The 23,096-nt window shown below is 46.8% G+C and carries 20 protein-coding genes and 2 pseudogenes; 12 read left to right on the forward strand and 10 right to left on the reverse strand.

Going from position 1 to position 23,096, the window contains the following annotated elements; genetic code table 11:
- Window positions 1-134 precede the first annotated feature (134 nt).
- From ACQXR1_RS16945 to wprA, 3 genes are all read left to right on the forward strand, one after another.
- Complete coding sequence (locus ACQXR1_RS16945) at window positions 135-1,040, forward strand: fumarylacetoacetate hydrolase family protein (protein ID WP_430772540.1); 906 nt, start codon at window positions 135-137, stop codon at window positions 1,038-1,040.
- Window positions 1,041-1,155: 115 nt separating this feature from the next.
- Entirely contained in the window at window positions 1,156-1,512 is a 357-nt protein-coding gene (locus ACQXR1_RS16950) for a YisL family protein (protein ID WP_014663470.1), read from the forward strand.
- Window positions 1,513-1,679: 167 nt separating this feature from the next.
- Window positions 1,680-4,364 (forward strand): cell wall-associated protease WprA, encoded by a 2,685-nt coding sequence (gene wprA / locus ACQXR1_RS16955; protein ID WP_430772541.1) that lies wholly within the window; start codon window positions 1,680-1,682, stop codon window positions 4,362-4,364.
- Between the two features lie 31 nt (window positions 4,365-4,395).
- On the opposite strand, the gene ACQXR1_RS16960 is transcribed toward wprA, so the two are convergent.
- Complete coding sequence (locus ACQXR1_RS16960; RefSeq protein WP_430772542.1) at window positions 4,396-4,977, reverse strand: DUF2777 domain-containing protein; 582 nt, start codon at window positions 4,975-4,977, stop codon at window positions 4,396-4,398.
- 145 nt (window positions 4,978-5,122) lie between these two features.
- On the opposite strand from ACQXR1_RS16960, the gene asnB reads away from it, so the two are divergent.
- Both asnB and ACQXR1_RS16970 read left to right on the forward strand, forming a co-directional pair.
- Complete coding sequence (asnB, locus tag ACQXR1_RS16965) at window positions 5,123-6,967, forward strand: asparagine synthase (glutamine-hydrolyzing) (protein WP_430772543.1); 1,845 nt, start codon at window positions 5,123-5,125, stop codon at window positions 6,965-6,967.
- Window positions 6,968-7,048: 81 nt separating this feature from the next.
- Window positions 7,049-7,878 (forward strand): annotated as a pseudogene (locus ACQXR1_RS16970) (phytoene/squalene synthase family protein).
- Between the two features lie 29 nt (window positions 7,879-7,907).
- Here ACQXR1_RS16970 and ACQXR1_RS16975 read toward each other — a convergent pair.
- Window positions 7,908-9,275, reverse strand: coding sequence for an MATE family efflux transporter (locus ACQXR1_RS16975; protein WP_418657090.1), 1,368 nt, complete (start codon window positions 9,273-9,275; stop codon window positions 7,908-7,910).
- A gap of 123 nt (window positions 9,276-9,398) precedes the next feature.
- On the opposite strand from ACQXR1_RS16975, the gene ACQXR1_RS16980 reads away from it, so the two are divergent.
- From ACQXR1_RS16980 to iolX, 3 genes are all read left to right on the forward strand, one after another.
- Window positions 9,399-10,262 carry an AraC family transcriptional regulator gene (locus ACQXR1_RS16980; RefSeq protein WP_069149336.1) on the forward strand — a complete coding sequence of 288 codons (864 nt, stop codon included), beginning with the start codon at window positions 9,399-9,401 and terminating at the stop codon, window positions 10,260-10,262.
- Window positions 10,263-10,279: 17 nt separating this feature from the next.
- Window positions 10,280-11,293: a transcriptional regulator DegA gene (gene degA / locus ACQXR1_RS16985; protein ID WP_069839045.1), complete on the forward strand. Its 1,014-nt coding sequence runs from the start codon at window positions 10,280-10,282 to the stop codon at window positions 11,291-11,293.
- A gap of 191 nt (window positions 11,294-11,484) precedes the next feature.
- Window positions 11,485-12,513, forward strand: a complete 1,029-nt coding sequence (gene iolX / locus ACQXR1_RS16990; protein WP_151256820.1) for a scyllo-inositol 2-dehydrogenase — start codon at window positions 11,485-11,487, stop codon at window positions 12,511-12,513.
- Between the two features lie 49 nt (window positions 12,514-12,562).
- Here the strand turns inward: iolX and ACQXR1_RS16995 are convergent, their stop codons facing one another.
- Window positions 12,563-13,072 carry a DinB family protein gene (locus tag ACQXR1_RS16995; protein ID WP_147772418.1) on the reverse strand — a complete coding sequence of 170 codons (510 nt, stop codon included), beginning with the start codon at window positions 13,070-13,072 and terminating at the stop codon, window positions 12,563-12,565.
- Between the two features lie 50 nt (window positions 13,073-13,122).
- Window positions 13,123-13,772 (reverse strand): annotated as a pseudogene (locus ACQXR1_RS17000) (LysE family transporter).
- Window positions 13,773-13,851: 79 nt separating this feature from the next.
- Here ACQXR1_RS17000 and ACQXR1_RS17005 point away from each other — a divergent pair.
- Window positions 13,852-15,306, forward strand: coding sequence for a PLP-dependent aminotransferase family protein (locus ACQXR1_RS17005; protein ID WP_430772544.1), 1,455 nt, complete (start codon window positions 13,852-13,854; stop codon window positions 15,304-15,306).
- 7 nt (window positions 15,307-15,313) lie between these two features.
- On the opposite strand, the gene ACQXR1_RS17010 is transcribed toward ACQXR1_RS17005, so the two are convergent.
- Window positions 15,314-15,952: a pentapeptide repeat-containing protein gene (locus tag ACQXR1_RS17010; RefSeq protein WP_014663482.1), complete on the reverse strand. Its 639-nt coding sequence runs from the start codon at window positions 15,950-15,952 to the stop codon at window positions 15,314-15,316.
- Between the two features lie 204 nt (window positions 15,953-16,156).
- Between ACQXR1_RS17010 and ACQXR1_RS17015 the strand changes: the two genes are divergently transcribed.
- Window positions 16,157-16,963 (forward strand): alpha/beta fold hydrolase, encoded by an 807-nt coding sequence (locus ACQXR1_RS17015; RefSeq protein ID WP_430772545.1) that lies wholly within the window; start codon window positions 16,157-16,159, stop codon window positions 16,961-16,963.
- A gap of 26 nt (window positions 16,964-16,989) precedes the next feature.
- Here ACQXR1_RS17015 and cysC read toward each other — a convergent pair whose 3' ends face one another.
- From cysC to ACQXR1_RS17030, 3 genes are all read right to left on the reverse strand, one after another.
- A complete protein-coding gene (cysC, locus tag ACQXR1_RS17020) occupies window positions 16,990-17,589 on the reverse strand; it encodes an adenylyl-sulfate kinase (protein ID WP_430772546.1) in 600 nt (199 codons plus the stop codon).
- Window positions 17,586-18,755 carry a sulfate adenylyltransferase gene (sat, locus tag ACQXR1_RS17025; protein ID WP_430772547.1) on the reverse strand — a complete coding sequence of 390 codons (1,170 nt, stop codon included), beginning with the start codon at window positions 18,753-18,755 and terminating at the stop codon, window positions 17,586-17,588. The genes cysC and sat overlap by 4 nt, the downstream gene beginning before the upstream one ends.
- A 113-nt stretch (window positions 18,756-18,868) precedes the next feature.
- Complete coding sequence (locus tag ACQXR1_RS17030) at window positions 18,869-19,579, reverse strand: phosphoadenylyl-sulfate reductase (protein ID WP_430772548.1); 711 nt, start codon at window positions 19,577-19,579, stop codon at window positions 18,869-18,871.
- A gap of 185 nt (window positions 19,580-19,764) precedes the next feature.
- Between ACQXR1_RS17030 and ACQXR1_RS17035 the strand changes: the two genes are divergently transcribed.
- Complete coding sequence (locus ACQXR1_RS17035) at window positions 19,765-20,451, forward strand: 2-phosphosulfolactate phosphatase (protein ID WP_430772549.1); 687 nt, start codon at window positions 19,765-19,767, stop codon at window positions 20,449-20,451.
- On the forward strand, window positions 20,448-21,206 hold the full coding sequence (locus ACQXR1_RS17040; RefSeq protein WP_071582240.1) for a phosphosulfolactate synthase: 759 nt from the start codon (window positions 20,448-20,450) through the stop codon (window positions 21,204-21,206). The genes ACQXR1_RS17035 and ACQXR1_RS17040 overlap by 4 nt, the downstream gene beginning before the upstream one ends.
- A 44-nt stretch (window positions 21,207-21,250) precedes the next feature.
- On the opposite strand, the gene ACQXR1_RS17045 is transcribed toward ACQXR1_RS17040, so the two are convergent.
- Together ACQXR1_RS17045 and ACQXR1_RS17050 are read right to left on the reverse strand one after the other, a co-directional pair.
- Window positions 21,251-21,880 (reverse strand): YitT family protein, encoded by a 630-nt coding sequence (locus ACQXR1_RS17045; RefSeq protein WP_009966972.1) that lies wholly within the window; start codon window positions 21,878-21,880, stop codon window positions 21,251-21,253.
- 94 nt (window positions 21,881-21,974) lie between these two features.
- A complete protein-coding gene (locus tag ACQXR1_RS17050; protein ID WP_430772550.1) occupies window positions 21,975-23,090 on the reverse strand; it encodes a mandelate racemase/muconate lactonizing enzyme family protein in 1,116 nt (371 codons plus the stop codon).
- Window positions 23,091-23,096: the final 6 nt, after the last annotated feature.

The raw sequence follows: 23,096 nt of genomic DNA on the forward strand, positions 1-23,096 counted from the left end.
ACGACATTTGTATGATATGAACAGCAAGCCCGTCCTGAAACGAAATGAAAACGAATATGAGAAAAAGGGATTTTAGCATTCGACAGAGAATACATGAAGGAGCATTCTGATTTAAAAGATGATGGAGGAATAACATGAAATTTGCGACAGGGGAACTTTACAACCGAATGTTTGTCGGCCTGATCATTGATGATGAGAAAATTATGGATTTGCAAAAGGCTGAAAAAAAACTGTTTGAACTTGAGACGATTCCGGGTTCGCTGATTGAATGTATCGCAGAAGGGGATAAATTCGTTGCGCATGCAAGGCAGCTGGCCGAGTGGGCGAAGAAACCGAATGATGAGCTTGGATCATTTATGTATTCATTATCTGAGGTGAAGCTCCATGCACCCATTCCGAAGCCATCAAAAAATATCATCTGCATCGGCAAAAACTACCGGGATCACGCGATTGAAATGGGAAGTGAGGCTGATATTCCGGAGCAGCCGATGGTATTTACTAAATCGCCGGTAACGGTTACGGGGCATGGTGATATCGTCAAGAGCCATGAAGAGGTCACCTCCCAGCTTGATTATGAAGGAGAACTTGCTGTCGTGATCGGAAAAAGCGGAACCCGCATTTCAAAAGAAGACGCATATGACCATGTTTTCGGATATACGATTGTGAATGATATCACGGCGCGTGATCTGCAAAAAAGGCATAAGCAGTTTTTTATCGGAAAAAGCCTGGATACGACATGTCCGATGGGACCCGTGCTTGTACATAAATCATCGATTCAGGAGCCGGAGCGCCTCAAGGTTGAAACAAGAGTCAACGGTGAGCTGCGCCAATCCGGTTCAGCAAGCGATATGATCTTTTCCATTCCGGAATTAATTGAAACCCTCTCAAAGGGGATGACGCTTGAAGCGGGAGACATCATTGCCACCGGTACCCCGTCTGGTGTCGGCAAGGGGTTTACGCCCCCAAAATTTTTGCGGTCAGGTGACAAAATTGATATTACAATCGACCCGATCGGAACGCTGTCAAACCAAATCGGCTGAATAAAACTGGTGGGCGGACCTGGACCCGCCCATTTTTTCTGACAATCTTCTTTGTGGCAGAGGACATGTTCATGGTACTATAAGTGGGGTAATTTATCTGATAGGGGGAACATATATGACACACCTACATATTACAACATGGGTAGTGGCGCTGATTCTGCTTTTCGTCAGCTACTCGCTGTATTCTTCAGGAAGTGCGAAGGGCGCAAAAATCACTCATATGATTCTGCGGTTATTCTATATCCTTATTATTCTCACAGGAGCTGAGCTGTTTGTCCGCTTTGCCAACTGGAACGGGGAATATGCCGGCAAAATGATTCTGGGCATTATCACCATCGGACTGATGGAAATGCTCCTCATCCGCAAGAAAAAAGAAAAATCAACAGGAGGCCTGTGGATCGGCTTTGTCATTGTTCTTGTGCTGACAGTGCTGCTTGGTCTGCATTTGCCAATCGGTTTTCAATTATTTTAATCGAAAATCCCGTGAACCCGGCTCTTTGATAGAGTTGGGTTTTTTTATAATTATCCCCTTATATACCAAATCATTTAAAATAACCTTAAAATTCCCTGTAAGCGGTATCTCGTCCTATGAAATTATGATACCTTCAAGGAGATTCATTATTTTGCAGGAGGGATATCATGAAAAGTAGAAAATTCAGCTCGTTTGTGGCGGCAGTGCTTATTTTTGCACTGATTTTCAGCCTGTTTTCTCCGGGAACCAAAGCCGCAGCGGCCGGAGCGATTGATCAGGCGGCTGCTCTGGAAAACGGCAAAGAGCAGACCGGCGCCATGAAGGAGCCGGAACAGGTGAAATGGTACAAAGTGACTCCGGGAAAGACGGATATTCAGAAAAACTCACATATGGCACTGACCGTAAAGAGTGATTCAGTACTGAATGTATCTGTATATCCAAGTAAGGAAAAAGCGCTTAAAGATGAAACGTTTGAGATGTACCGATCTTTCACAGCGGAGGATGGAAAAAGCGAAATCATTTTTCCATACGCGTGGAGCGGCCCTTACTATGTAAAAGTTGAATACCTCGGAGAAGAAGAACCGGAGGACGGCGGAACAGCAAAAGCAGCTGCGGAAGCCAAGTATACGATTGGGTATAAAGGCACCAAAAAACAGCCATCAGATTTAGAAGAGGAAGAAGCTTGTCCGGTTGAAATGAGTGTCGATCAGAAGAAATCTGGAAAAGGCATTCTGGATAAGCTGAGAGCGATTCGGGATGAGCAGCTGAGCCAAACAGCAGAAGGCAAAGAACTGACAAGCCTTTATTACAAAGCAGCACCGTTTATCGTTGGAAAGCTCGCACTCAATAAAACAGCAAGAAATGAAATCTATCAGGATCTTGTGACATTAAAGCCGTTATTTGACGATGTGTCAGAAAACGGAACGTCCTCTTCATATAAGGTCACTGAAAAGGATCAAAAAGCGATCAATCGGCTATATGACAAAGCTTTACAGTCGGTACCGTCCTTCCTTAAAGAGGAAATAAAGAAACAGGCGGATCGATTAAATATTAAGCAGCTGCAAGGCAAAACAGCAGGAACAATTTTAACTGAAAACAATATTGCAGCAAAAAGTGAAGTTCAGACAACAAAGGTTATTTTCAAGGTGAAGGATAATAAAAGCCTCTCATCCGTACATAACGAAATGAAGGGCTTTTCTGCAAGCGCGCAATCGAAAAAAGATATTTCTAATGTGAAAAAGGCAAAGAAACTGTTTGACAATCTATATTCATTTGAACTGCCAAAAGATGAGAAACAGAACGGCACATATACGGCAAGCGCCAAACGGGTCAAAAGCGCTGCCACGACATTATCCAAGATGTCTAACGTAGAATTTGCGGAACCTGTAAAGGAATACAAGAGCCTGGCAAACGATATTCAGTATCCTTACCAATGGCCGCTTAAAAACACTGGTGAAAACGGCGGTGTCAAAAACGCGGATGTAAAATACGAGCCTGCCAGCACATTGCTGTCCAAGCGCAAGCTTAACGATACACTCATTGCAGTAGTAGACACAGGCGTTGACAGCACGCTTGCCGATTTAAAAGGAAAAGTAAGAACCGATCTCGGACGCAATTTTGTCGGACGGAATAACAATGCAATGGATGATCAGGGGCATGGAACGCATGTCGCCGGCATTATCGCCGCCCAAAGCGATAACGGCTACTCAATGACTGGATTGAACGCCAAAGCGAAAATTATCCCTGTCAAAGTGCTTGATTCCACGGGCTCCGGAGATACTGAACAAATCGCACTCGGCATCAAATATGCTGCTGATAAAGGAGCAAAGGTAATTAATTTAAGTTTAGGCGGAGGCTACAGCCGCGTGCTTGAATTTGCTTTGAAATACGCAGCTGACAAAAATGTCTTGATTGCCGCAGCCAGCGGGAATGACGGAGCCAATTCTTTATCTTATCCTGCATCTTCTAAATATGTGATGTCAGTCGGCGCCACAAACCGCATGGATATGACCGCGGATTTTTCTAACTATGGAAAAGGCCTGGACATCTCTGCTCCAGGGTCTGATATCCCGAGCTTAGTGCCGAACGGAAATGTCACATATATGAGCGGAACATCCATGGCGACGCCATATGCTGCCGCTGCTGCGGGACTGCTGTTTGCTCAAAATCCTAAGCTGAAAAGAACAGAAGTAGAGGATATGTTGAAAAAGACTGCAGATGATATTTCCTTTGAAAGTGTCGATGGCGAAGAAGAAGAGTTATATGACGATTATGGCGATCCGATTGAAATTCCTAAGACACCTGGAGTAGACTGGCACTCAGGCTACGGGCGTCTGAATGTCATGAAGGCTGTCAGCGCAGCTGATTTACAGCTCAAGGTCAACAAGCTGGAAAGCACTCAAACAGCTGTCAGAGGAAACGCAAAGGAAGGCACGCTGATCGAGGTGATGAACGGCAAAAAGAAACTTGGCAGCGCCAAAGCCGGAAAAGACAATGCGTTCAAGGTTAATATCGCGACTCAAAAACAGGATCAAGTACTGTATGTGAAAGCAACAAAAGGCGATGCGAAAACATCGTATAAAGTTGTTGTCGTCAAAGGAAAACCTTCCGGCACACCGAAAGTAAACGCGGTCAAATCGAAGGATACGGCAGTAAAAGGGAAGGCGAACAGCAAAGCGATGATCAGAGTGAAAAACAAATCAAAGAAAGTCATTGCTTCTGCCAAGGCTGACGCAAAAGGAGCGTTTTCGGTGAAAATCAAAAAACAAAAAGCCGGAACGGTGCTGTACGTCACGGCTGCGGATACAGATAAAAAAGAAAGCAAGGAAGCAAAAGTTGTCGTAGAAAAGTAACCAAAAAGCGGTGCTCGATGCACCGCTTTTTTTATTTGCGCCCCCGTTGGACTGCTGAATACATGATGGATCGCTTTCCGTTTGAAGCCGTCCATTCAAACCGGTCTCCTGTCCCTTCGCTGCTGTAGTGATGTTGCATCGCGCATTGGGCGGTATCATTTGAAAAGTGATAAAAGGACACACCCTGCTCCTCCGAAGTATTTGAAAAGACTCCTTTATTATAAGAAAAGACGCAATCGAATACCGATAAGCCGAAGCTATGCAAGTGCTGCAGAAATGCGAGAAAGGTTTCGTCGTCAAGCGAATCCAAAAGTGCCATAAGCGGCCGCTTGACTGATTTCTCATAGCGGATGCGTTCTCCACCGGCAAGGGAGATGTTTTCTTCACCGCATGCCAGAACCAATTGATCCTGAAAGCCGGCTTGCTCCCACTTTCCTTTATGATGAACCCAGATTGGGCTATGTTGGAGACTGTCTGCCAAAAGTATATCACCTTCTCCGTTTTCGATTAAACAGATGCCGTCTTCGATGAGGATGGTGCCGTATTCCCATTTTCGTTCTCCTGTATATATCAATTGTTTCCGTTTCATGCATGCTGTCTCCTTTTTCTTCATTCCTCTCTTTTCTTTCCAATTCAAGCCTGTCCCATACAACTCTTTTATGGACAAATCAACTATCTGCCTATAGATGCATAAACTTACTAAGGTGCTGAAAGAAACGAAATTGTTACGATAGAAACGGGATTGGAGCTGATATCACATGTGTGGAATTACGGGTTGGGTCGATTTTAAAAAGCAGCTCGTCCAGGAAAAACAAACGATGAACAGAATGACAGACACTCTTTCCAAACGAGGGCCTGATGATTCTAACGTTTGGGGAGAGCACCATGTTTTATTCGGACATAAAAGACTTGCTGTTGTTGATATTGAAGGCGGACGCCAGCCGATGGCGTGCACCTATAAAGGCGATACGTACACCATTATTTACAATGGCGAGCTGTATAACACGGAAGATTTGCGCAAAGAATTGCGGGCTCGGGGCCATCAATTCGAGCGTACGTCAGATACTGAGGTGCTTCTTCACAGCTACATTGAATGGCAGGAAGACTGTGTCGACCATCTCAATGGCATATTCGCTTTCGCTGTGTGGGATGAAAAGCGCAATCTGCTGTTTGCCGCAAGAGACCGTCTCGGCGTAAAGCCGTTTTTTTACACGAAGGAAGGCTCTTCATTTCTCTTCGGGTCGGAAATCAAAGCGATCCTCGCACACCCTGATATAAAAGCGCGGGTGGACAGAACGGGACTTTCTGAAATTTTCGGGCTTGGACCGTCCAGAACCCCGGGCACTGGCGTATTTAAAGGCATAAAAGAAATCCGCCCGGCTCACGCGCTGACGTTTTCCAAAGACGGGCTTACGATTTGGCGTTATTGGAATGTTGAAAGCGAAAGACATACGGACAGTTTTGGTGACACGGTTGCCAATGTCAGATCATTGTTTCAAGACGCGGTGACGCGGCAGCTTGTGTCGGATGTGCCGGTTTGTACGTTCCTATCAGGCGGTTTGGACTCAAGCGCGATTACAGCGATTGCGGCGGGCCATTTTGAAAAGGAAGGAAAAGCACCGCTTCATACTTATTCAATTGATTACGAAGAGAACGATAAATTTTTTCAAGCAAGCGCTTTTCAGCCGAATGATGACGGGCCATGGATTGAAAAAATGACAGAGGCTTTCGGCACAACGCACCACAAATGTGTCATCAGCCAAAAGGATCTCGTTGATCACTTGGAGGAAGCTGTACTGGTCAAAGACTTGCCGGGAATGGCGGATGTTGACTCATCCCTGTTGTGGTTTTGCCGGGAAATCAAAAAGGACTTTGTCGTCAGCCTGTCGGGAGAGTGCGCGGATGAGATTTTCGGCGGGTATCCGTGGTTTCATATGGCTGACGTCGAGTCAGGCTTTCCATGGATGAGATCGACAGAGGAGCGGATCAAGCTGCTTTCTGACTCATGGCAGAAAAAATTGAATCTGAAAGAATACGTAAATGTCAAATACGAAGAAACCTTGGCGGAAACGCCATTATTAGATGGAGAAACGGGTGTGGATAAAGCAAGAAGACAGCTGTTCTATTTAAATATGCTTTGGTTTATGACGAACCTTTTGGATCGGAAGGATCGCATGAGCATGGGTGCGAGCCTTGAAGTGCGGGTGCCATTCGCCGATCACCGGCTCGTGGAATATGTTTGGAATATCCCATGGGAAATGAAAATGCATGACAACCGGGAAAAAGGCATTTTGCGCAAAGCGCTTGAGGGCATTTTGCCTGATGACATTTTGTATCGCAAAAAAAGCCCGTATCCGAAAACGCACCACCCCGAATATACAAAAGGCGTCAGCGAATGGCTGAAAACGATCAGAAGCCAAAAGGACTCCGTGCTCCATACCTTGCTGGACAGAAAACAATTAGATCAGCTTTTAGAAACGGAAGGTTCCTCCTTCAAGGTTCCGTGGTTCGGGCAGCTTATGAAAGGGCCTCAGCTGATCGCCCATCTAGCCCAAATTCATACATGGTTTGAAGCGTATCGCATTGATATTGATGAAGGATAAAGAAAAAGCCGATTCTGCTAAAAGGAATCGGCTTTTTCTTCATATACAATTGCGAGAAAACATAATAGACTTGAAGAAGCAGTGATACATAGGAGTGAAAAGAAATGAAAGAGATAAAAGAAGCCTATCTTGAATGCGGCCAGATTGTCAGCGCCCGCGAACCAGCCTGCTACAAAGCTTTTTCGTTTCTTCCACTGAAGCAAAGGCAGGCAGCTTGGGCGGTTGTGGCGTTTTGCCATACGGCAGCCAATGCGGATGGGAAGGCGTTATCTGCCATTGAAGCTGAGGCGGAAGATGTGTTTTCCGGGACGTATAACGGGAATGACTTTTTGTGGAAGGCTTTTGGTCATGCGTACCAAACCTTTACTCTGGACAGTGAGCCATTCCGTGAGTTTATGGCCGCACAGAAAGCGGAAGATAAACCGTTCGAAAATCTTGATGAACTGCTCATGCACGCATACCAGACGGGCGGCGCAGCCGGATTGATGCTGCTCCCGATCATGACGCGCCGGCATCGGGAACAGCTGACACATGCAGCCGGTTCACTCGGGTTAGCGATTCAGCTGATTCGGATTCTGAGAGATATCGGCACTGGCCAACAGCAAAAAAACCGCATCCCCCGGCAGGTGATGCAGCAATTTGGATATACAGAGGACGACCTTCAAAATGGCGTCGTGAATAAGGCGTTTACTATGACATGGGAGTATATCGCTTTTGAAGCGGAAGCCTATCTTGAGGAGTGTCTGGATGCATTGCCGCTATTTCCGCAGTATTCACAAAAAACGGTGAAAGCCGCTCTTCATTTGTACCGGGCTGTTTTAGAAAAAATCCGGGCGGAGCAGTATGATGTATTTCAACATCAATACGCCCTCACAGAGAATGAAGTGAAGCGGATTCTGTCTGATATCTAAAAAACACCCGGTCATGATTGAGCCGGGTGTTACGCCATACCTTTTTGAATCCAGATACGGGAGCGCCATCTTCTGTACATTAAGATTCCCCGAACCCATTCATCCGCGATAAAAGAAATCCAAATGCCGGCAAGACCGAAACCGAGGTGGATCCCGAATAGATAAGCAAGCGGAAGGCCGATGCCCCACATTGAAATCATTGCCATGTAAACCGGGAATTTCGCATCCCCCGCTGCACGCAGGGAGTTAATGATAATGACATTAAACGAGCGGCCTGGCTCAAGGATAATCGTCATGGCAATCAAAAGGCTTGCAGTCGCAATAATGTCCGGGCTTTGTGTAAAGATGCCGATCAGGTCTTTTGAAAAGATCGTCATCAAAACCGATGTGGCCGCAGCAATTCCGAGTGCCCAATATAAGCTTTTCATGCAGCGCTCATAAGCGGCATCAAACTGTTTGCCGCCGATATAACGGCCGATTAAAATTTGCGTACCCTGGCTGATCGCAGTGCCGAACAGCAAAATAAACATCGTAATATTTTGCGTATACACTTTTGTTGTCAACGCCTGCGCGCCCATGATCGCGATAAAATACGTGACAATCATTTGCGACAGGTTGTATGACAGCTGCTCTCCCGCAGAAGGGATGCCGATTTTCAGCAGCTTGCGCAAATGCTCTTTATGCATATGAAACACTTTTTTCAGCGACATCTTCAGCTGAATGCGTTTGTTGACTATCACAATCATTGCGATTAATCCGATGACGCGGGCGATAGATGTAGACAGCGCCACACCGGCAACGCCGAGAACAGGAAAGCCGAACAAACCGAAAATCACCACAAAGTTTCCGGCAATGTTTAAAATGTTCATGCCGATAGTGACAAACATTGTATCTTTTGTGTAGCCGTAGCTTTTTAAGATCGCGCTGAATGTCATGATTAAAGCCTGAATAAAGGACAGACCTCCGACAACTTGTAAAAAAACTTTCGCATCAGGCATCAGCTCGTTTGATAATCCCATCATATGAAGCAGAGGGACAGCCGCGAAAAAAATGATGGCACTGATCGCAAGGCTGATGAAGAAGTTGGCGCCGATTGACACATAAGCGACTTCCATGGCTTCTTTCTTTTGCCGCGAGCCTAAAAATTGTGAAATCACAACGGTCGTTCCAGTGGCGATAAAGCTGAACATCACGATAATTAAATTCAAAATCTGGTTGCTGACGCCGACTGCTGCCACGCTGTTATCCGAGTATTGGCTGAGCATCAGTGTATCGGCATTACCCATAAACATATATAATGAGACCTCAATAAAGATCGGCCAAGTAAGCGAAAATAATGAGAACGTTTTGTCAGCGGGTTTTTTCAAAGCAGTTGATTTGAAGACAGCTTGTTTCATCGTGTCTAACCCCTTTCGTAAATAAAATCAACGTTTTAAAGTGTACCTCCATTTCCTTATAATAAAAAGGGAGAGAAACGATACTTCTTGTAAAAATCCGACTTAAAAAGGAGGATGATTCAAATGCCTCGCATCCTGTTTACAGTCCCGCCTTTTCCGGTATTTATCGCGGCCGGAGAAGGGGTTTTTAAAAAGGGAGAAACCCATGTGAAACGTGTATTCTCCGTGTTTGATCTGATATATGTCAAAGACGGAACGTTATATATTACGGAAAATGAGAAATCATTCTCCATTGAAGGCGGCGAGTATATTCTGCTTTCTCCCGGTCTCGAACACTATGGAACGAAGGGCAGTGATGAAGCAACCTCCTACTATTGGCTTCACTTCGATGAACATCGTTATGAATTTACAGCTAAGGGAGGCAGCAATTGGTCTGAGCTTCAGCAGGAAAAAGGGAGCTTCGAAGAGCCGGCCCGCTACGGACTGGCTTTGCCGAGAAAAGGCAAGGTGCAGCGCCCGCAGTTTATGGCGCAGCAGTTTGAAAGACTGATTGATTACTCCGCGGAAAACTCCGATTTGCCGCTTAGAAAGCAAATCTTATTTGAGGAGCTGATGCTGCATCTGCAAAAAGAAGCGTTCCAAATACCGTCTGCGAAAGAGCGGGTAGCCTGGGAGGCGGCCCGGTACTTACAGGAGCATTATAAGGAAAAGACGACAATCAAGGATCTGTCACTCGCCCTTCACTATCATCAGGATTATGTGAGCCGCTGCATGCAGCAGGTGCTCGGCGTAACGCCGGCACAATACACGAACCGGGTGAGAATGACAGAAGCGAAGCGTCTTTTATCCTCTACAAATGATAAAATGGGCGTTATTGCAGAAACGGTTGGAATGGAAGATCCGACATACTTTTCAAAACTGTTTAAGCAGATAGAAGGGATTTCACCAATTGAATACCGGAAAATTGTCAGCCGTAAAGTTCAATAACCAAACGAGGGATGAACATGAAAACAACAATCTACGATGTGGCAAGGGCGGCGGGTGTCTCGATTACAACTGTGTCGCGTGTGATTAACCATACGGGGAGAATCAGCGACAAAACGCGGCAGAAGGTCATGAATGTCATGAATGAAATGGCATACATGCCCAATGTCCACGCCGCGGCGTTAACGGGAAAACGAACGAATATGATCGCTCTCGTAGCGCCTGATATTTCAAATCCGTTTTACGGCGAACTTGCCAAAAGCATTGAGGAAAGAGCGGATGAGCTTGGTTTTCAAATGATGATTTGCAGCACCGATTACGATCCGGAAAAAGAAACGAAATATTTTTCTGTGCTGAAGCAGAAAAAGGTGGACGGCATTATTTTTGCAACAGGGATTGAAAACCATGACAGTATGTCTGCTTTGGAGGAAATCGCCAATGAACAGATTCCGCTTGCCATGATTTCTCAGGATAAACCGCTGCTTCCGATGGATATTGTCGTCATGGATGATGTTCGCGGCGGGTACGAGGCTGCCAAGCATCTTCTGTCACTCGGCCACACGAACATCGCCTGTATTATCGGAGACGGGTCAACAACAGGTGAAAAAAATAGAATCAAAGGCTTCCGCCAGGCGTTGGAGGAAGCGGGCGTGCCCATTGATGAGTCACTGATCATCCCGACTCGATTTTCCTTGGAAAGCGGCAAGGAAGAAGCGGGTAAATTGCTCGACAGAAACGCTCCGACGGCTATTTTTGCCTTCAATGACGTATTGGCCTGCGCCGCCATACAAGCTGCAAGAATAAGAGGCATAAAAGTGCCGGACGACCTTTCTATCATTGGTTTTGATAACACGATACTCGCAGAAATGGCGGCTCCGCCCCTGACGACCGTAGCCCAGCCGATAAAAGATATGGGGCGAAGCGTCATTGAACTGCTGGCAGAAGCAATAGAGGGAAAACGAAAGACGAAACATAAAATAGTGCTCCCGCCTGAACTTGTAATCAGACATTCTACATCACCGCCTAACACATAGGCCCGCTAATGAGCGGGTTTTTTGATTTAAAAAACATATTGCGTGTCAACAAAAGGCAGTGTAAAATGAAACCATCTTTTGAGAAAGCGCTTGCGCAAAAATGAAAGCGGAGTTGCCGCTGTTTTTTTAGCTGTTAAGAGAAAGCGCTTTCTCCAAGCGATCCTGAAATGAGACAAAGGAGAGGATGGGGAGTGGAACATCAAGTAAGATGCGCAGTATTGGGATTAGGAAGGCTCGGTTATTATCATGCGAAAAATCTCGTTACCAGTGTACCAGGGGCAAAGCTGGTCTGTGTCAGTGATCCGTTGAAAGGGAGAGCGGAGCAGGTTGCCAGAGAATTCGGTATCGAAAAATGGTCAGAGGACCCATATGAGGTGTTAGAAGATCCCGGTATTGATGCTGTCATTATCGTAACGCCGACAAGCACACATGGTGATATGGTCATCAAAGCAGCCGAGAACGGCAAACAGATCTTCGTTGAAAAACCGCTGACATTAAGCCTTGAGGAATCTAGAGCAGTTTCTGAAAAAGTGCAGGAGACAGGTGTCATTTGCCAAGTAGGCTTTATGAGACGATTCGATCCTGCATACGCAGATGCCAAGCGGCGGATTGACGCAGGTGAAATCGGCAAACCTATCTATTATAAAGGCTTTACGCGCGATCAAGGCGCGCCACCCGCAGAGTTTATCAAACACAGCGGTGGGATTTTTATTGACTGCTCCATTCATGACTATGATATTGCCCGTTATTTGATAGGGGCGGAAATCACTTCTGTTTCAGGGCACGGCAGGATTCTGAACAATCCGTTTATGGAGCAGTACGGCGATGTGGATCAGGCGCTGACGTATATTGAATTTGACTCCGGCGCAGCGGGGGACGTCGAGGCAAGCAGAACCTCTCCATACGGACATGACATCCGGGCGGAGGTGATCGGGACAGAGGGCAGTATTTTCATAGGAACATTGAGAAATCAACATGTGACCATCCTATCGGCTAAAGGGAGCAGTTTTGATATCATTCCAGACTTTCAAACTCGTTTTCATGAAGCCTACTGCTTGGAGCTTCAGCATTTTGCCGAGTGTGTCCGGGATCGAAAAACGCCGATTGTGACAGATATCGATGCGACAATCAATTTAGAAGTGGGCATCGCGGCGACCAATTCCTATAAGAGCGGCAGGCCCGTACAGCTTGATGTGAAGCGCGCTTATACAGGTATGTAAAAGCTAATATGTTGCATTTGAGGCTTTCCGCAAAAAAAGCAAGGACATTTTAGCCCTTGCTTTCTCTTTTCTCATATAAATAGTACATATAATCAGTAGGTATGCCTGAATGGCCCAGCTGTCTCAGCATGGCGGTTACGTTCCCTCTGTGGTAAGTGCCGTGATTGACGACATGCAGGATGGTGTCTGCATAGGTTGATTCCAGTGTACCTAGTTTCGGATGCTGCATTGTGAAGGTCTGTTCTAAGTCCGTCTGGCGGCTGAAGAAATCATGATACTGTGACTCCAGCTCGGCAGCGTGCTGTTTAATCGCTGCCATATTACCTTGCGCGGACTCTAATTTGCCTGCGCTTTCTATAATCTCTTGGTAGGCCACTCCCGAAAGAACATTCAGCCAAATGTAGTCAGCCCTGCACATATGAAGCAGCACGTCGCTGACAGAAGGAAATACGCTCTTTACTTCTTGATAGGCAGTTTCCTCCGGCAGGTTTTCGATATGGGTAAATATTTTCTTGTTTGCCCAAGAATGATAGTCATAAAACTGTTTTGCATCAGTCATCAGCATTGCCCCCTTTTCTAAGAAATTCGTTTTTTTCATCTGTTTCTCCTTCAATTGCAAAAGAGTGACACCCCAAAATATCCTGCCGCTGCCCACATGACCGCTGCAGAGCATTTGTTTACGATCACCATTAGCCTGCCGCTCGTATCCATTGTTTGAAACAGCCTGCCCGCTATTGCAAGACTGCTAAACCAAATCCAAGATACAGCGATACAGGCGGCCATAAAGAGCCATTTCTCAAGCCCCGAATATTGTAGAGAACTCGTGCCGATGACACCGATCGTGTCCAGAATGGCATGCGGGTTTAAAAGTGAAGCAGCGGCCGCAAACACGGCTTGCTTTTTTGCTGTAAACGTATGTTTTTCATCTTGGCTTGTTTTTGGACGGCTGTGCCAAGTTACCCAGCCCATATAAAGCAAAAATAAAAATCCGCCGGCCATCATTACTGCCTTAAACATGGGCAGCTGCTGCACAATGACAGATACGCCCGCAACAGCTAATACAATGAGCAGGGTGTCGCAGACTGAAGCACTGATGACGGCGGGGAGTGCTCGCCAAACATGCTTTTGCCACGCGCCTTGCTGAAAAATAAATACATTCTGCACTCCCAGCGGCAAAATTAAGCCAAACGCGAGCACAATTCCGTGAATGATTGCATTCATGCTGATAAAAGCTCCCTTCACATCTTTTTTTCAATCATAAAAGAGATGTTTACCAAAGTCTCCAGCCATTTGGTTGGGTTTAGACCCAGCCAAATGTATAATGTGAAAAAAGGGGGCATGACCTTGTCGCAATGGAAGCCAAGCCGAAAGTTAGATGTTCCGCTGCATCGGCAGATCGAACAATATATGAAAGACAAGATTCTTCACGGAGAGTGGGCTGTAGGGACGAAAATCCCTGCGCAGAGAACGCTGGCCGACATGTTTCAAGTCAACCGCAGCACAGTCACAGCAGCTATAGATGAACTCACGTCTCAAGGCTTGTTAGAGGGAAGAAGAGGCGGCGGTACGAAGGTTGTAAACAGTACTTGGAGCGTGCTGGCGGCTGAGCCTCCGCTTGATTGGAGCGATTACGTCCGTTCGGGCATTCATCGCCCTAACTCTTCCATCATTCAGGCTATTAATCAGAACGAACCAAGAACGGATATCATCAGATTAGGCACAGGAGAACTTTCACCGGATCTGCTGCCTGCTGATACAATGCGCCGGATGTTTCAGAAGATCAATCCGCAGGCTCTGTCTTTAGGATACGAGCAGCCGAAAGGAAACCGTCAGCTGAGGGAAGCGGTGGCGGAGCATTTAAAAGGCAAGAAGATCCATGTGTCACCGTCTGCAATTTTAATTGTGTCCGGCGCACTTCAGGCACTTCAGCTCATCTCAATTGGGCTTTTAAAACGAGACTCTGTCATTTTGACGGAGAAGCCGTCCTACCTTCAATCTTTGCATGTGTTTCAATCAGCGGGGATGCGGCTTCGCGGCTTGCCGATGGATAAAGAAGGGATCAAGGCGGGGCTTGTTTCTTCTTATCGAAAACAATATGGAGGACAGCTGCTTTACACGATTCCGTCGTTTCATAATCCGACAGGCACAGTCATGTCAGAGCAGCGGAGGAAAGAGATCATCAGCCTGTCAAAAAAAGAGCAGCTGCCCATCATTGAGGATGATGCGTATGGTGATTTATGGTTCGAAGAAAAACCGCCGCAGCCGTTGAAAGCAATGGATCACGAGGGCAATATTCTGTACCTGGGCACGTTTTCAAAAACGGTTAGCCCCGGTCTGCGAATCGGCTGGATTGCCGGTCCGGAACCGGTTATTGAAAGGCTGTCGGACATTAAAATGCAGACAGACTACGGTTCAAGCGGACTGTCCCAGTGGGCGGCTGCCGAGTGGCTGTCGCAGGGGTATTATGAAGAGCATCTGACTTGGATACGCAGGGTGCTTAAACAAAGGAGAGACGCCGCCGTTCATTTTCTCGAGCGGTATGCGGGGGACATTGCCTCGTGGCGGATTCCTGCCGGCGGCTTTTATATTTGGGTGACATTTCATAAAAACCTGCCTGTCAGCCGTTTCTTTTATGAACTGCTGAAACGGCAAGTGCTTGTGAATCCCGGTTCCATTTATGACGGCGAAGACCGAAACAGCATCAGGCTGTCATATTCCTATGCATCTCTTGGGGATTTGGAAACTGGCATTAAGGCGGCAGCCGAAACAGCCCGCCGCCTGATGATGTCCTAAGCTTTTGTTATACGATGACAGCTCCCAGCGCCCTGGCGAAAGCAATCGCGTGCTCAGGTGCGATTTTGCAGCCTTTCAATTTGTCGAGGGAGACATGAAGCTGTTCAAAACGGCACGTGCTGATGTCCATGTTTTGAAGGGACGTGCCGGAAAAGCTGGCGCCTTCCAATTCGCACCTGTCAAAGTGTGTCTGCTGGAGCACCGTATTGCTGCACTCACTTTGCATAAGAGCACAGTGATCAAATCGAACTTGTTTCATATTTGAATACGAAAATGAGCTGAAATGTCCGTGGCATTCCTCGAATGAAACATTCCGCAGCGTTGCTTCCGCCACATTCATTCCAACCATTTTTGACTGCTTAATAGAAGTTCTGTGAATGACAGCTCCGCTGAAATCGGCGTTTGATAAATCACATTTTTCAAAGATTACATCGGTCAGTTCAATATGCCGAAAGGACACATCGATAAACACGACATTTCTAAAGATCGTTTTTTCCACACAAAGTCTTTCGATATCTTCGCCGAAGATTGTACAATCTTCAAACAAATGCATGCTGATTACATCATCCTGCGTCACGGCATCATGAAAATCTGCGGTTTGCAGGTTTTCCGGTATATTCGGTTTTTGAATTGTAATTTTATTCATGTGATGACATCCTTTGCTGCCCGAAAAACAGAGGCTTCCGGGTTCAATTTAGTAGATCGTTAAGGAATTTGATACATATAGTAAATCGTAAAGAGCCTTTCTTGGTACAGCAGCCCGGTTGTTTTGTAAGCATAAATGGAAAGCTTCCTGTACGTCAAGGCGTTTACAGGCCGGGAAAGCCAAAGGGAACAGGAGGAATGCGGAATGGGGCATTACGTCAAAACCGAGGAGCATGTGACACTGTTTGTAGAGGATATCGGGCATGGAAGGCCAATCATCTTTTTGCACGGGTGGCCGTTGAATCATAAGATGTTTGAATATCAAATGAATGAGCTTCCGAAAAGAGGCTTCCGTTTTATCGGCATTGATTTACGGGGATATGGACTATCTGACCGCCCTTGGGAAGGCTACGATTATGACACGATGGCCGATGATGTGAAAGCAGTCATTTATACGCTGCAGCTTGAGAATGCGGTTCTTGCCGGTTTTTCAATGGGCGGAGCCATTGCAGTCCGTTATATGGCAAGGCATGAGGGAGCGGATGTTGATAAGCTGATATTACTGTCAGCAGCGGCACCCGCGTTCACAAAACGCCCAGGTTATCCGTACGGAATGAGGAAGCAGGATATTGACGATATGATTGAACTGTTCAAAACGGATCGGCCCAAAACACTGGCGGATTTAGGGAAACAGTTTTTTGAGAAAAAAGTGTCCCCAGAGCTTAGACAGTGGTTTCTCAATCTGATGCTGGAGGCCTCCTCCTACGGGACGATCCACTCGGGCATTGCATTAAGAGATGAGGATCTCAGAAAGGAACTTGCTGCAATCAAGGTGCCGACGCTGATCCTGCACGGGAGAAAGGATAAAATTGCGCCGTTTGATTTTGCGAAAGAGTTGAAGCGCGGCATCAAACAGTCGGAATTGGTTCCGTTTGCAAACAGCGGGCACGGAGCATTTTATGAGGAAAAAGAAAAGGTCAACAGTTTGATTGCAAAGTTCTCCGACTCATAAGAAAAAACCCGATATTCATCGGGTTTTTATATGATCCCTTTGTTTTGCAGTTCGTTAATGATGAGGTCAGCTCCATCGGAAATAGAGATCTGGTCCGACTCAATGATGAAATCGGGTGAAATGGGCGCTTCATACGGAGAATCGATCCCGGTGAAATGTTTGATCTCTCCGTTTCGCGCTTTTTTATAAAGTCCTTTTGGATCGCGCTGTTCACAAACATGCAGCGGGCACTTTACATAAATTTCGAAGAACTCATCTATTGGAAAGAGCGCTCTAACCATGTCCCGGTCTTCTCTGAATGGAGAGATAAAAGCCGTTAAAATCATTTGCCCGCTGTCGACAAATAGCTTCGCCACTTCTCCGATCCGGCGGATGTTTTCAATCCTGTCACCAGTCTGAAATCCAAGATCTTTGTTTAAGCCGTGGCGGATATTATCACCGTCAAGCACATAGCTCTGAATGCCCCTGCGGTAAAGCTTTTCATCGACTGCATTGGCCAGCACCGATTTTCCGGAGCCTGATAAGCCGGTAAACCAGAGGACGCAGCTTTTGTGTCCGTTTAAGGACTGTCTGTCAGACTTTGAGATGGCAGCGGGATGCCAAATAATGTTCGGATTGTGTGTCATTTTAATTCCCCGCTGTTTTGCTGGATGGCAACAGGCTGTTGATGAAGTCCCTTGATCAACACGGCTGCGACCTCAGGCCGGCTGAACTCTTTAGGCGGCTTTTTGCCTTGGCGGAGAAGCTCTCTCACTTTTGTGCCTGATAAGTGGATGTGGTCTCTTGAGCTGTGCGGACATGTTTTGGAGGTGCCCATGTTTCCGCATTTTCGGCAATAAAAGCTGTGCTCGAAAAACAGCGGCTTGATGCCAAGCTCCTCCTCTGTGAATGATTGAAAAATATCTTGTGCGTCGTATGTCCCGTAGTAGCTGCCGACCCCTGCGTGATCACGGCCTACAATAAAATGGGTGCAGCCGTAATTTTTTCGGACGAGCGCATGGAAAATCGCTTCCCGCGGACCTGCATAACGCATGGCGGCAGGGAAAACCGATAACATGACACGATCCTTTGGATAATAGTGATCAAGCAAAACCTGGTAGCTCTCCATTCTGATACCGCTCGGGATATCGTCTGACTTTGTTTCACCGACAAGCGGGTGAAGCAGCAGACCGTCGACCGTTTCTAACGCTGTTTTTTGTATATATTCATGCGCTCTGTGAACAGGGTTCCTGGTTTGAAAGCCGACAATCGTTTGCCAGCCGAGTTTTTGAAAGGCCGCTCTTGTTTCTGCGGGCGCTGCATAAAACTGTTCGAAAGGTTTGTCAGGCAGGCGGCTGACCGTGATAGGCCCCCCGATATAATAATCCGGGCGCGCCAGCAACTTTTTTACGCCTGGGTGGGCAGGATCGGTTGTTTTAAAAACAGACAGTGCTTCCAGTGTTTTATCAGGCCGGTATATATCGGTGACTGTGATCATGCCGTAGGTAACGCTGTCTTTCACAAGCTTGACGTGATCTCCGGCAGACAGCTGTTTTGCTGTTTCTTCTCCGACAGGCAGCGTAATCGGCAGGCTCCACGGCAAGCCGTTTGCCAGCCTCATTTCTTTCACAACACGATGATAATCCTTTTCTCCCAAAAAACCTGTTAACGGGCTGTAGCCGCCGATCGCAATAAGCTCGAGGTCGCTCAGTGCAAGCTGATCCAGCTCCGCTTCGCACGTGCACCCTTCAAAACGGCATGCGTGATCACAGCGGTTGATTAATACCCCTCCATGGGGCTCGTTTCCATTCAACGTGTTCAACCTCCATTTATACGTTTCCTTGTTTTCTTTTCTGCACTTCAATGAAAGCTTTACATCAGTGCCTTAACATCATTTCGATTCTCACAGCAAGAACCTGCCATCCGCTATTCCTGATGCAGGCCGCATTCTGTTTTCTCCCGTCCGGCCCATCTTCCAGCCCTCTCATCGTTCGGGTCCGAGGAAGGCAATGTACACATTTCACAGCCTATGCTCGGATAATGTTGATCGTGCAGTTTGTTGTAAGGCAAATTGTGCAGGCGGATGTACGTCCAAACGTCATCCCATGTCCAGTGGATGAGCGGGCAAATTTTGATGAGCTTAAACTTCTGGTCCAGGTTTACGTATTGAATATGCTTTCTCGTTGGCGACTGCTCCCGGCGCAGCCCTGAAATCCAAGCTGTCATGCCGGACAGGTGCTTTTTGAGCGGTTCGATTTTCCGCAATTGGCAGCAGAGGTTCGGGTTATGCTTCCACAGCTCTCCGCCGTACTTCGTCTCCTGTTCTGCCAGGCTCAGCTCGGGCTCGAGCAGCTGGATTGTAAATCCCGGATATCGCTCTTTGACAGCCTCGATCAGCTCATATGTTTCTTGAAAATGAAGCCCTGTATCCAAAAAGATGATGTGTGCGTTTTTGTTGATTTTTGATATTAAGTCGAGAAGCACCATCCCTTCTGCGCCAAAGCTGCAGGCGTACACGATCTTTTCTCCGTACGTTCGGTAAGCCCATTTCAACACATCGAGCTCATCGATCAATTGATCCGTTATTTGTTTGGACAGCACGTCGTTCCAAGTGTCATATGTGATGGTTTCGTTCAACGTTTTCCCCCCGTTTGCATCTGCTTTTTTATCTATTGATCGAGTTATAGGCAGACTATTCATTTTTTGCATAAAGGTTCAGGGTTTTTAGGTGCCGCGCCCGCCTAAAATGAGGAGCGGAACCATTAAGAGCCCGGCTGAATATGCTTTTAAGCAAAATGGTTTTATGCCCAAGGAGAGGTATTATGCCGATTTCCATTTATCAGGGGCATCATCATTCGCTTGCCCCGGCGGATATTAACATCGTCATTGATGTCATCAGAGCCTTTACGGTCGCCCATTATGCGTTTATCGGCGGGGCGAAAGAGATTTTGTTGGTCCGGACGGCTGATGAAGCCTTTGCGCTGAAAGACACCTATCCGGATTATGTATTGACGGGAGAGGAAAAGGGGGTCGGTATCAGCGGATTTGATTTAGATAATTCTCCTAAGCGCATGGCTGAGCAGGATATGGCGGATAAGCGTCTGATCCAGAAAACAACTAATGGCGTCACAGCGGCGTTGGGGGCGCTGAATGCAAAGCATCTGTTCGTAACTGGATTTTCCAATGCCAAAACAACGGCACAGCATGTAAAAAAGCTCGCCGCAAACGATTGTGTCATGAACATTGTGGCTTCCCATCCATCCGGTGATGACGATATGGCGTGTGCGGAGTATATCAAAGGCATCATTGAAGGGACAAATGCGGTAACGGCTGAGGAGGCGATTCAAAGAATAAAAGGCTCTTCTGTTGCAGAGAAATTTTTTGACCGCCGCCAGCCATTATTTGATTCGGAGGACATCGCTTACTGTGCAAAAGAACTGACGGGCGATTTTGTGATGCAAGTGAAACAAGATGGAGAAGTTCCAACGATAGAGAGGGTCATAATATGAATGATTTTTCACTAGAATTGCCAGTGAGAACAAATAAGCCGAGAGAAACCGGGCAGTCCATTTTAATTGATAACGGCTATCCCTTGCAATTTTTCAAAGATGCGATAGCTGGAGCGTCCGACTATATTGATTTTGTGAAATTCGGCTGGGGCACATCATTACTTACGAAAGATCTTGAAGAAAAAATCAGCACGCTAAAAGAGCATGACATTTCATTTTTCTTTGGCGGCACACTGTTCGAAAAGTACGTAAGCCAGAAAAAAGTAAATGAATTTCATCGGTACTGCACCTATTTCGGCTGTGAATATATTGAGATTTCAAACGGTACGCTCCCGATGACAAATAAAGAGAAAGCGGCTTACATTGCCGATTTTTCTGATGAATTTCTTGTGCTCAGTGAGGTGGGCAGCAAGGATGCGGATTTAGCAAGCCGGCAGAGCTCTGAGGAATGGCTTGAATATATCGTTGAGGATATGGAAGCGGGCGCGGAAAAAGTGATTACAGAAGCCAGAGAAAGCGGGACGGGAGGGATCTGTTCCAGTAGCGGCGATGTCAGGTTTCAAATTGTTGACGACATCATTTCCTCGGATATTGATATCAACAGGCTGATTTTTGAAGCGCCTAACAAAACGCTTCAGCAAGGGTTTATTCAAAAAATCGGGCCGAATGTGAATCTGGCCAATATTCCATTTCATGATGCCATCGCGTTGGAGACGCTGCGTTTAGGGCTAAGATCCGATACCTTTTTTCTGTAAAACAGCGGCTGTGGGGCTCTCGTCGTGAAGAGAGCCTCTGCCTATTATTTTTTATGGCGGTACATAGGCGTGAGATAGGGGAGCGAGGTCAGGCGGATGTTGTAGATGAAGTCGATGACTCTTGTCGATATCACCTGGCATATGAGGGCTTGAATGACGATGCCCCAGTCAATAATAGACGCGGTGACCATAAAAATGATGCAATTCATGATGAGCAGAATCGTTCCGGGATTTCCGCCGCGGTAGATAGAAATCATTAGAGCAAGGGCTCCGAATCCTCCGTTCGAAATTTTATATTTGTATAAAAGTCCGATGCCGAGCCCCAATAGCACTGCGCCGCTTGCCAGATCAAGCCACAGGTTTGATGTGATATCCGGAAAAACCGCATCAAAGATCAATACCGAGACAGAGGTGACGGTGATAGAAGCGAGGGTGCCGGTAAATGTCCTCATCTCCAGCCACTTTAAAGCAGTAAAAAGCATTGATACATTCACAGCCCATACTGAAAAGCCGTGGGGAATTTGAAACAGATAATGCAATAGCACCGCAATACCTGCTGCACCGCCTGTCGGAATATCATGCGGAAATAAAAACAAGGACATGCCGAGTCCCTGTAGTACGCCGCCTACGACAATCATAAACGTGAGTTTTGCTTTCATCAGCAGTTCAGCCATTAAGTCATTTGCTCCTTTATGAAAAGACTTGTCCGCTGTTTCCATTTTATGAGGCTGTCCATGATTTATGTCTCAAAATGAAGAAATGGCCCAGCTAATAGGCTGAGCCATCCCACTTGCAGCGATTGATGATTTCCATATTGATCTCTGTTCCAATGCCTTTTCCTTTCGGGATGTGGACCATTCCTTTTGAAGGCTGCAGGCTGACGAGATCTGTAAAAGGATTCTCCATGACGTCCCACTCGATCGGTTCAATTTGATCGTTCTTCATTTTAGACCATGGGGGCAGGCAGGCTTGTGCAAATAAAGCATAGAGCCGTGAAAGTGATCCATCATATGCATGGGCGGATGCTCTGACGCCAAAATAACGGGCGAGCTGGAGGCAGTCCCGAAACTCATCGATTCCGTTGACATGCATGACATCGGGCTGAATGATGTCCAAACAGCGCTGTGAAAGGAGAGGCGCAAATTGCGCCGCGCCTTTCATGTTTTCTCCACCGGCAACAGGAATAGATAAACGGCTGCGAAGCAAAGCGTAATCCTGCGGCTGATCAAAGGGCAAAGGCTCCTCAAGCCAGCCAATGTTCTCCCATTCGGAGAAATAGCGCTCCCATTTAAACGCCGCCGCGGCATCATAGCTTTGATTTGCGTCCAGAATCATCGTAATGGAACTGCCGGTTGTATGCTGCAGCGCATTGATGTGCCGGACATCCTCCTTGAAGGAGGTCCCGCCGATTTTGACTTTGATTTGCTCAAAACCCTTTTTTAACTGGGCTTCAACGTTGGAGACCGAGCGGCTGATCCATTGCGGGGAGTCTGAGTACGATTGAAAAGAGGCGTACACAGGAATCTCTTCTCTGAATCGCCCGCCCCATAATTCGCAAACTGAACAATCCGCAGCTTTGGCCGCAATCTCTGTCAGCGCCATGCTTACAGCGGAGGCCGCCCGCTGGTGCCATTTCTGAATCGTGCGCACTAACGACAGGCGGCTGCCGGCCTGTTTTCCTAAAAGAAACGGGATGATCCGTTTCGTAAAACCGACATGGAGAGCGGGGAGCCAATCAACACATTCTCCCCAGCCGTCTATCCCGCTTTCGGTGATAATCCTGATAAGATAACAAGTCCGATATCGTTTAAGCCCGTTGGCGTCTCCGTATGGCTTTTCTAATCGGTGCAATAGCGGAAAGGTTTCAATTCGTACAATTTTCAAACTAGG

Origin of the sequence: Bacillus sp. ATD, from assembly GCF_050585765.1 — a bacterium.
Lineage (GTDB): Bacteria > Bacillota > Bacilli > Bacillales > Bacillaceae > Bacillus > Bacillus stercoris.

Coding starts and splice junctions, on each gene's coding strand:
- ACQXR1_RS16945 (WP_430772540.1), top strand. CDS start 135: ATGAAATTTGCGACAGGGGAACTTTACAACCGAATGTTTGTCGGCCTG.
- ACQXR1_RS17035 (WP_430772549.1), top strand. CDS start 19,765: ATGCCGATTTCCATTTATCAGGGGCATCATCATTCGCTTGCCCCGGCG.
- ACQXR1_RS16950 (WP_014663470.1), top strand. CDS start 1,156: ATGACACACCTACATATTACAACATGGGTAGTGGCGCTGATTCTGCTT.
- ACQXR1_RS17005 (WP_430772544.1), top strand. CDS start 13,852: ATGACCTTGTCGCAATGGAAGCCAAGCCGAAAGTTAGATGTTCCGCTG.
- ACQXR1_RS16980 (WP_069149336.1), top strand. CDS start 9,399: ATGCCTCGCATCCTGTTTACAGTCCCGCCTTTTCCGGTATTTATCGCG.
- cysC (WP_430772546.1), bottom strand. CDS start 17,589: ATGACACACAATCCGAACATTATTTGGCATCCCGCTGCCATCTCAAAG.
- wprA (WP_430772541.1), top strand. CDS start 1,680: ATGAAAAGTAGAAAATTCAGCTCGTTTGTGGCGGCAGTGCTTATTTTT.
- ACQXR1_RS17040 (WP_071582240.1), top strand. CDS start 20,448: ATGAATGATTTTTCACTAGAATTGCCAGTGAGAACAAATAAGCCGAGA.
- ACQXR1_RS16995 (WP_147772418.1), bottom strand. CDS start 13,072: ATGACTGATGCAAAACAGTTTTATGACTATCATTCTTGGGCAAACAAG.
- ACQXR1_RS16975 (WP_418657090.1), bottom strand. CDS start 9,275: ATGAAACAAGCTGTCTTCAAATCAACTGCTTTGAAAAAACCCGCTGAC.
- ACQXR1_RS17015 (WP_430772545.1), top strand. CDS start 16,157: ATGGGGCATTACGTCAAAACCGAGGAGCATGTGACACTGTTTGTAGAG.
- asnB (WP_430772543.1), top strand. CDS start 5,123: ATGTGTGGAATTACGGGTTGGGTCGATTTTAAAAAGCAGCTCGTCCAG.
- ACQXR1_RS17045 (WP_009966972.1), bottom strand. CDS start 21,880: ATGGCTGAACTGCTGATGAAAGCAAAACTCACGTTTATGATTGTCGTA.
- ACQXR1_RS16960 (WP_430772542.1), bottom strand. CDS start 4,977: ATGAAGAAAAAGGAGACAGCATGCATGAAACGGAAACAATTGATATAT.
- degA (WP_069839045.1), top strand. CDS start 10,280: ATGAAAACAACAATCTACGATGTGGCAAGGGCGGCGGGTGTCTCGATT.
- ACQXR1_RS17010 (WP_014663482.1), bottom strand. CDS start 15,952: ATGAATAAAATTACAATTCAAAAACCGAATATACCGGAAAACCTGCAA.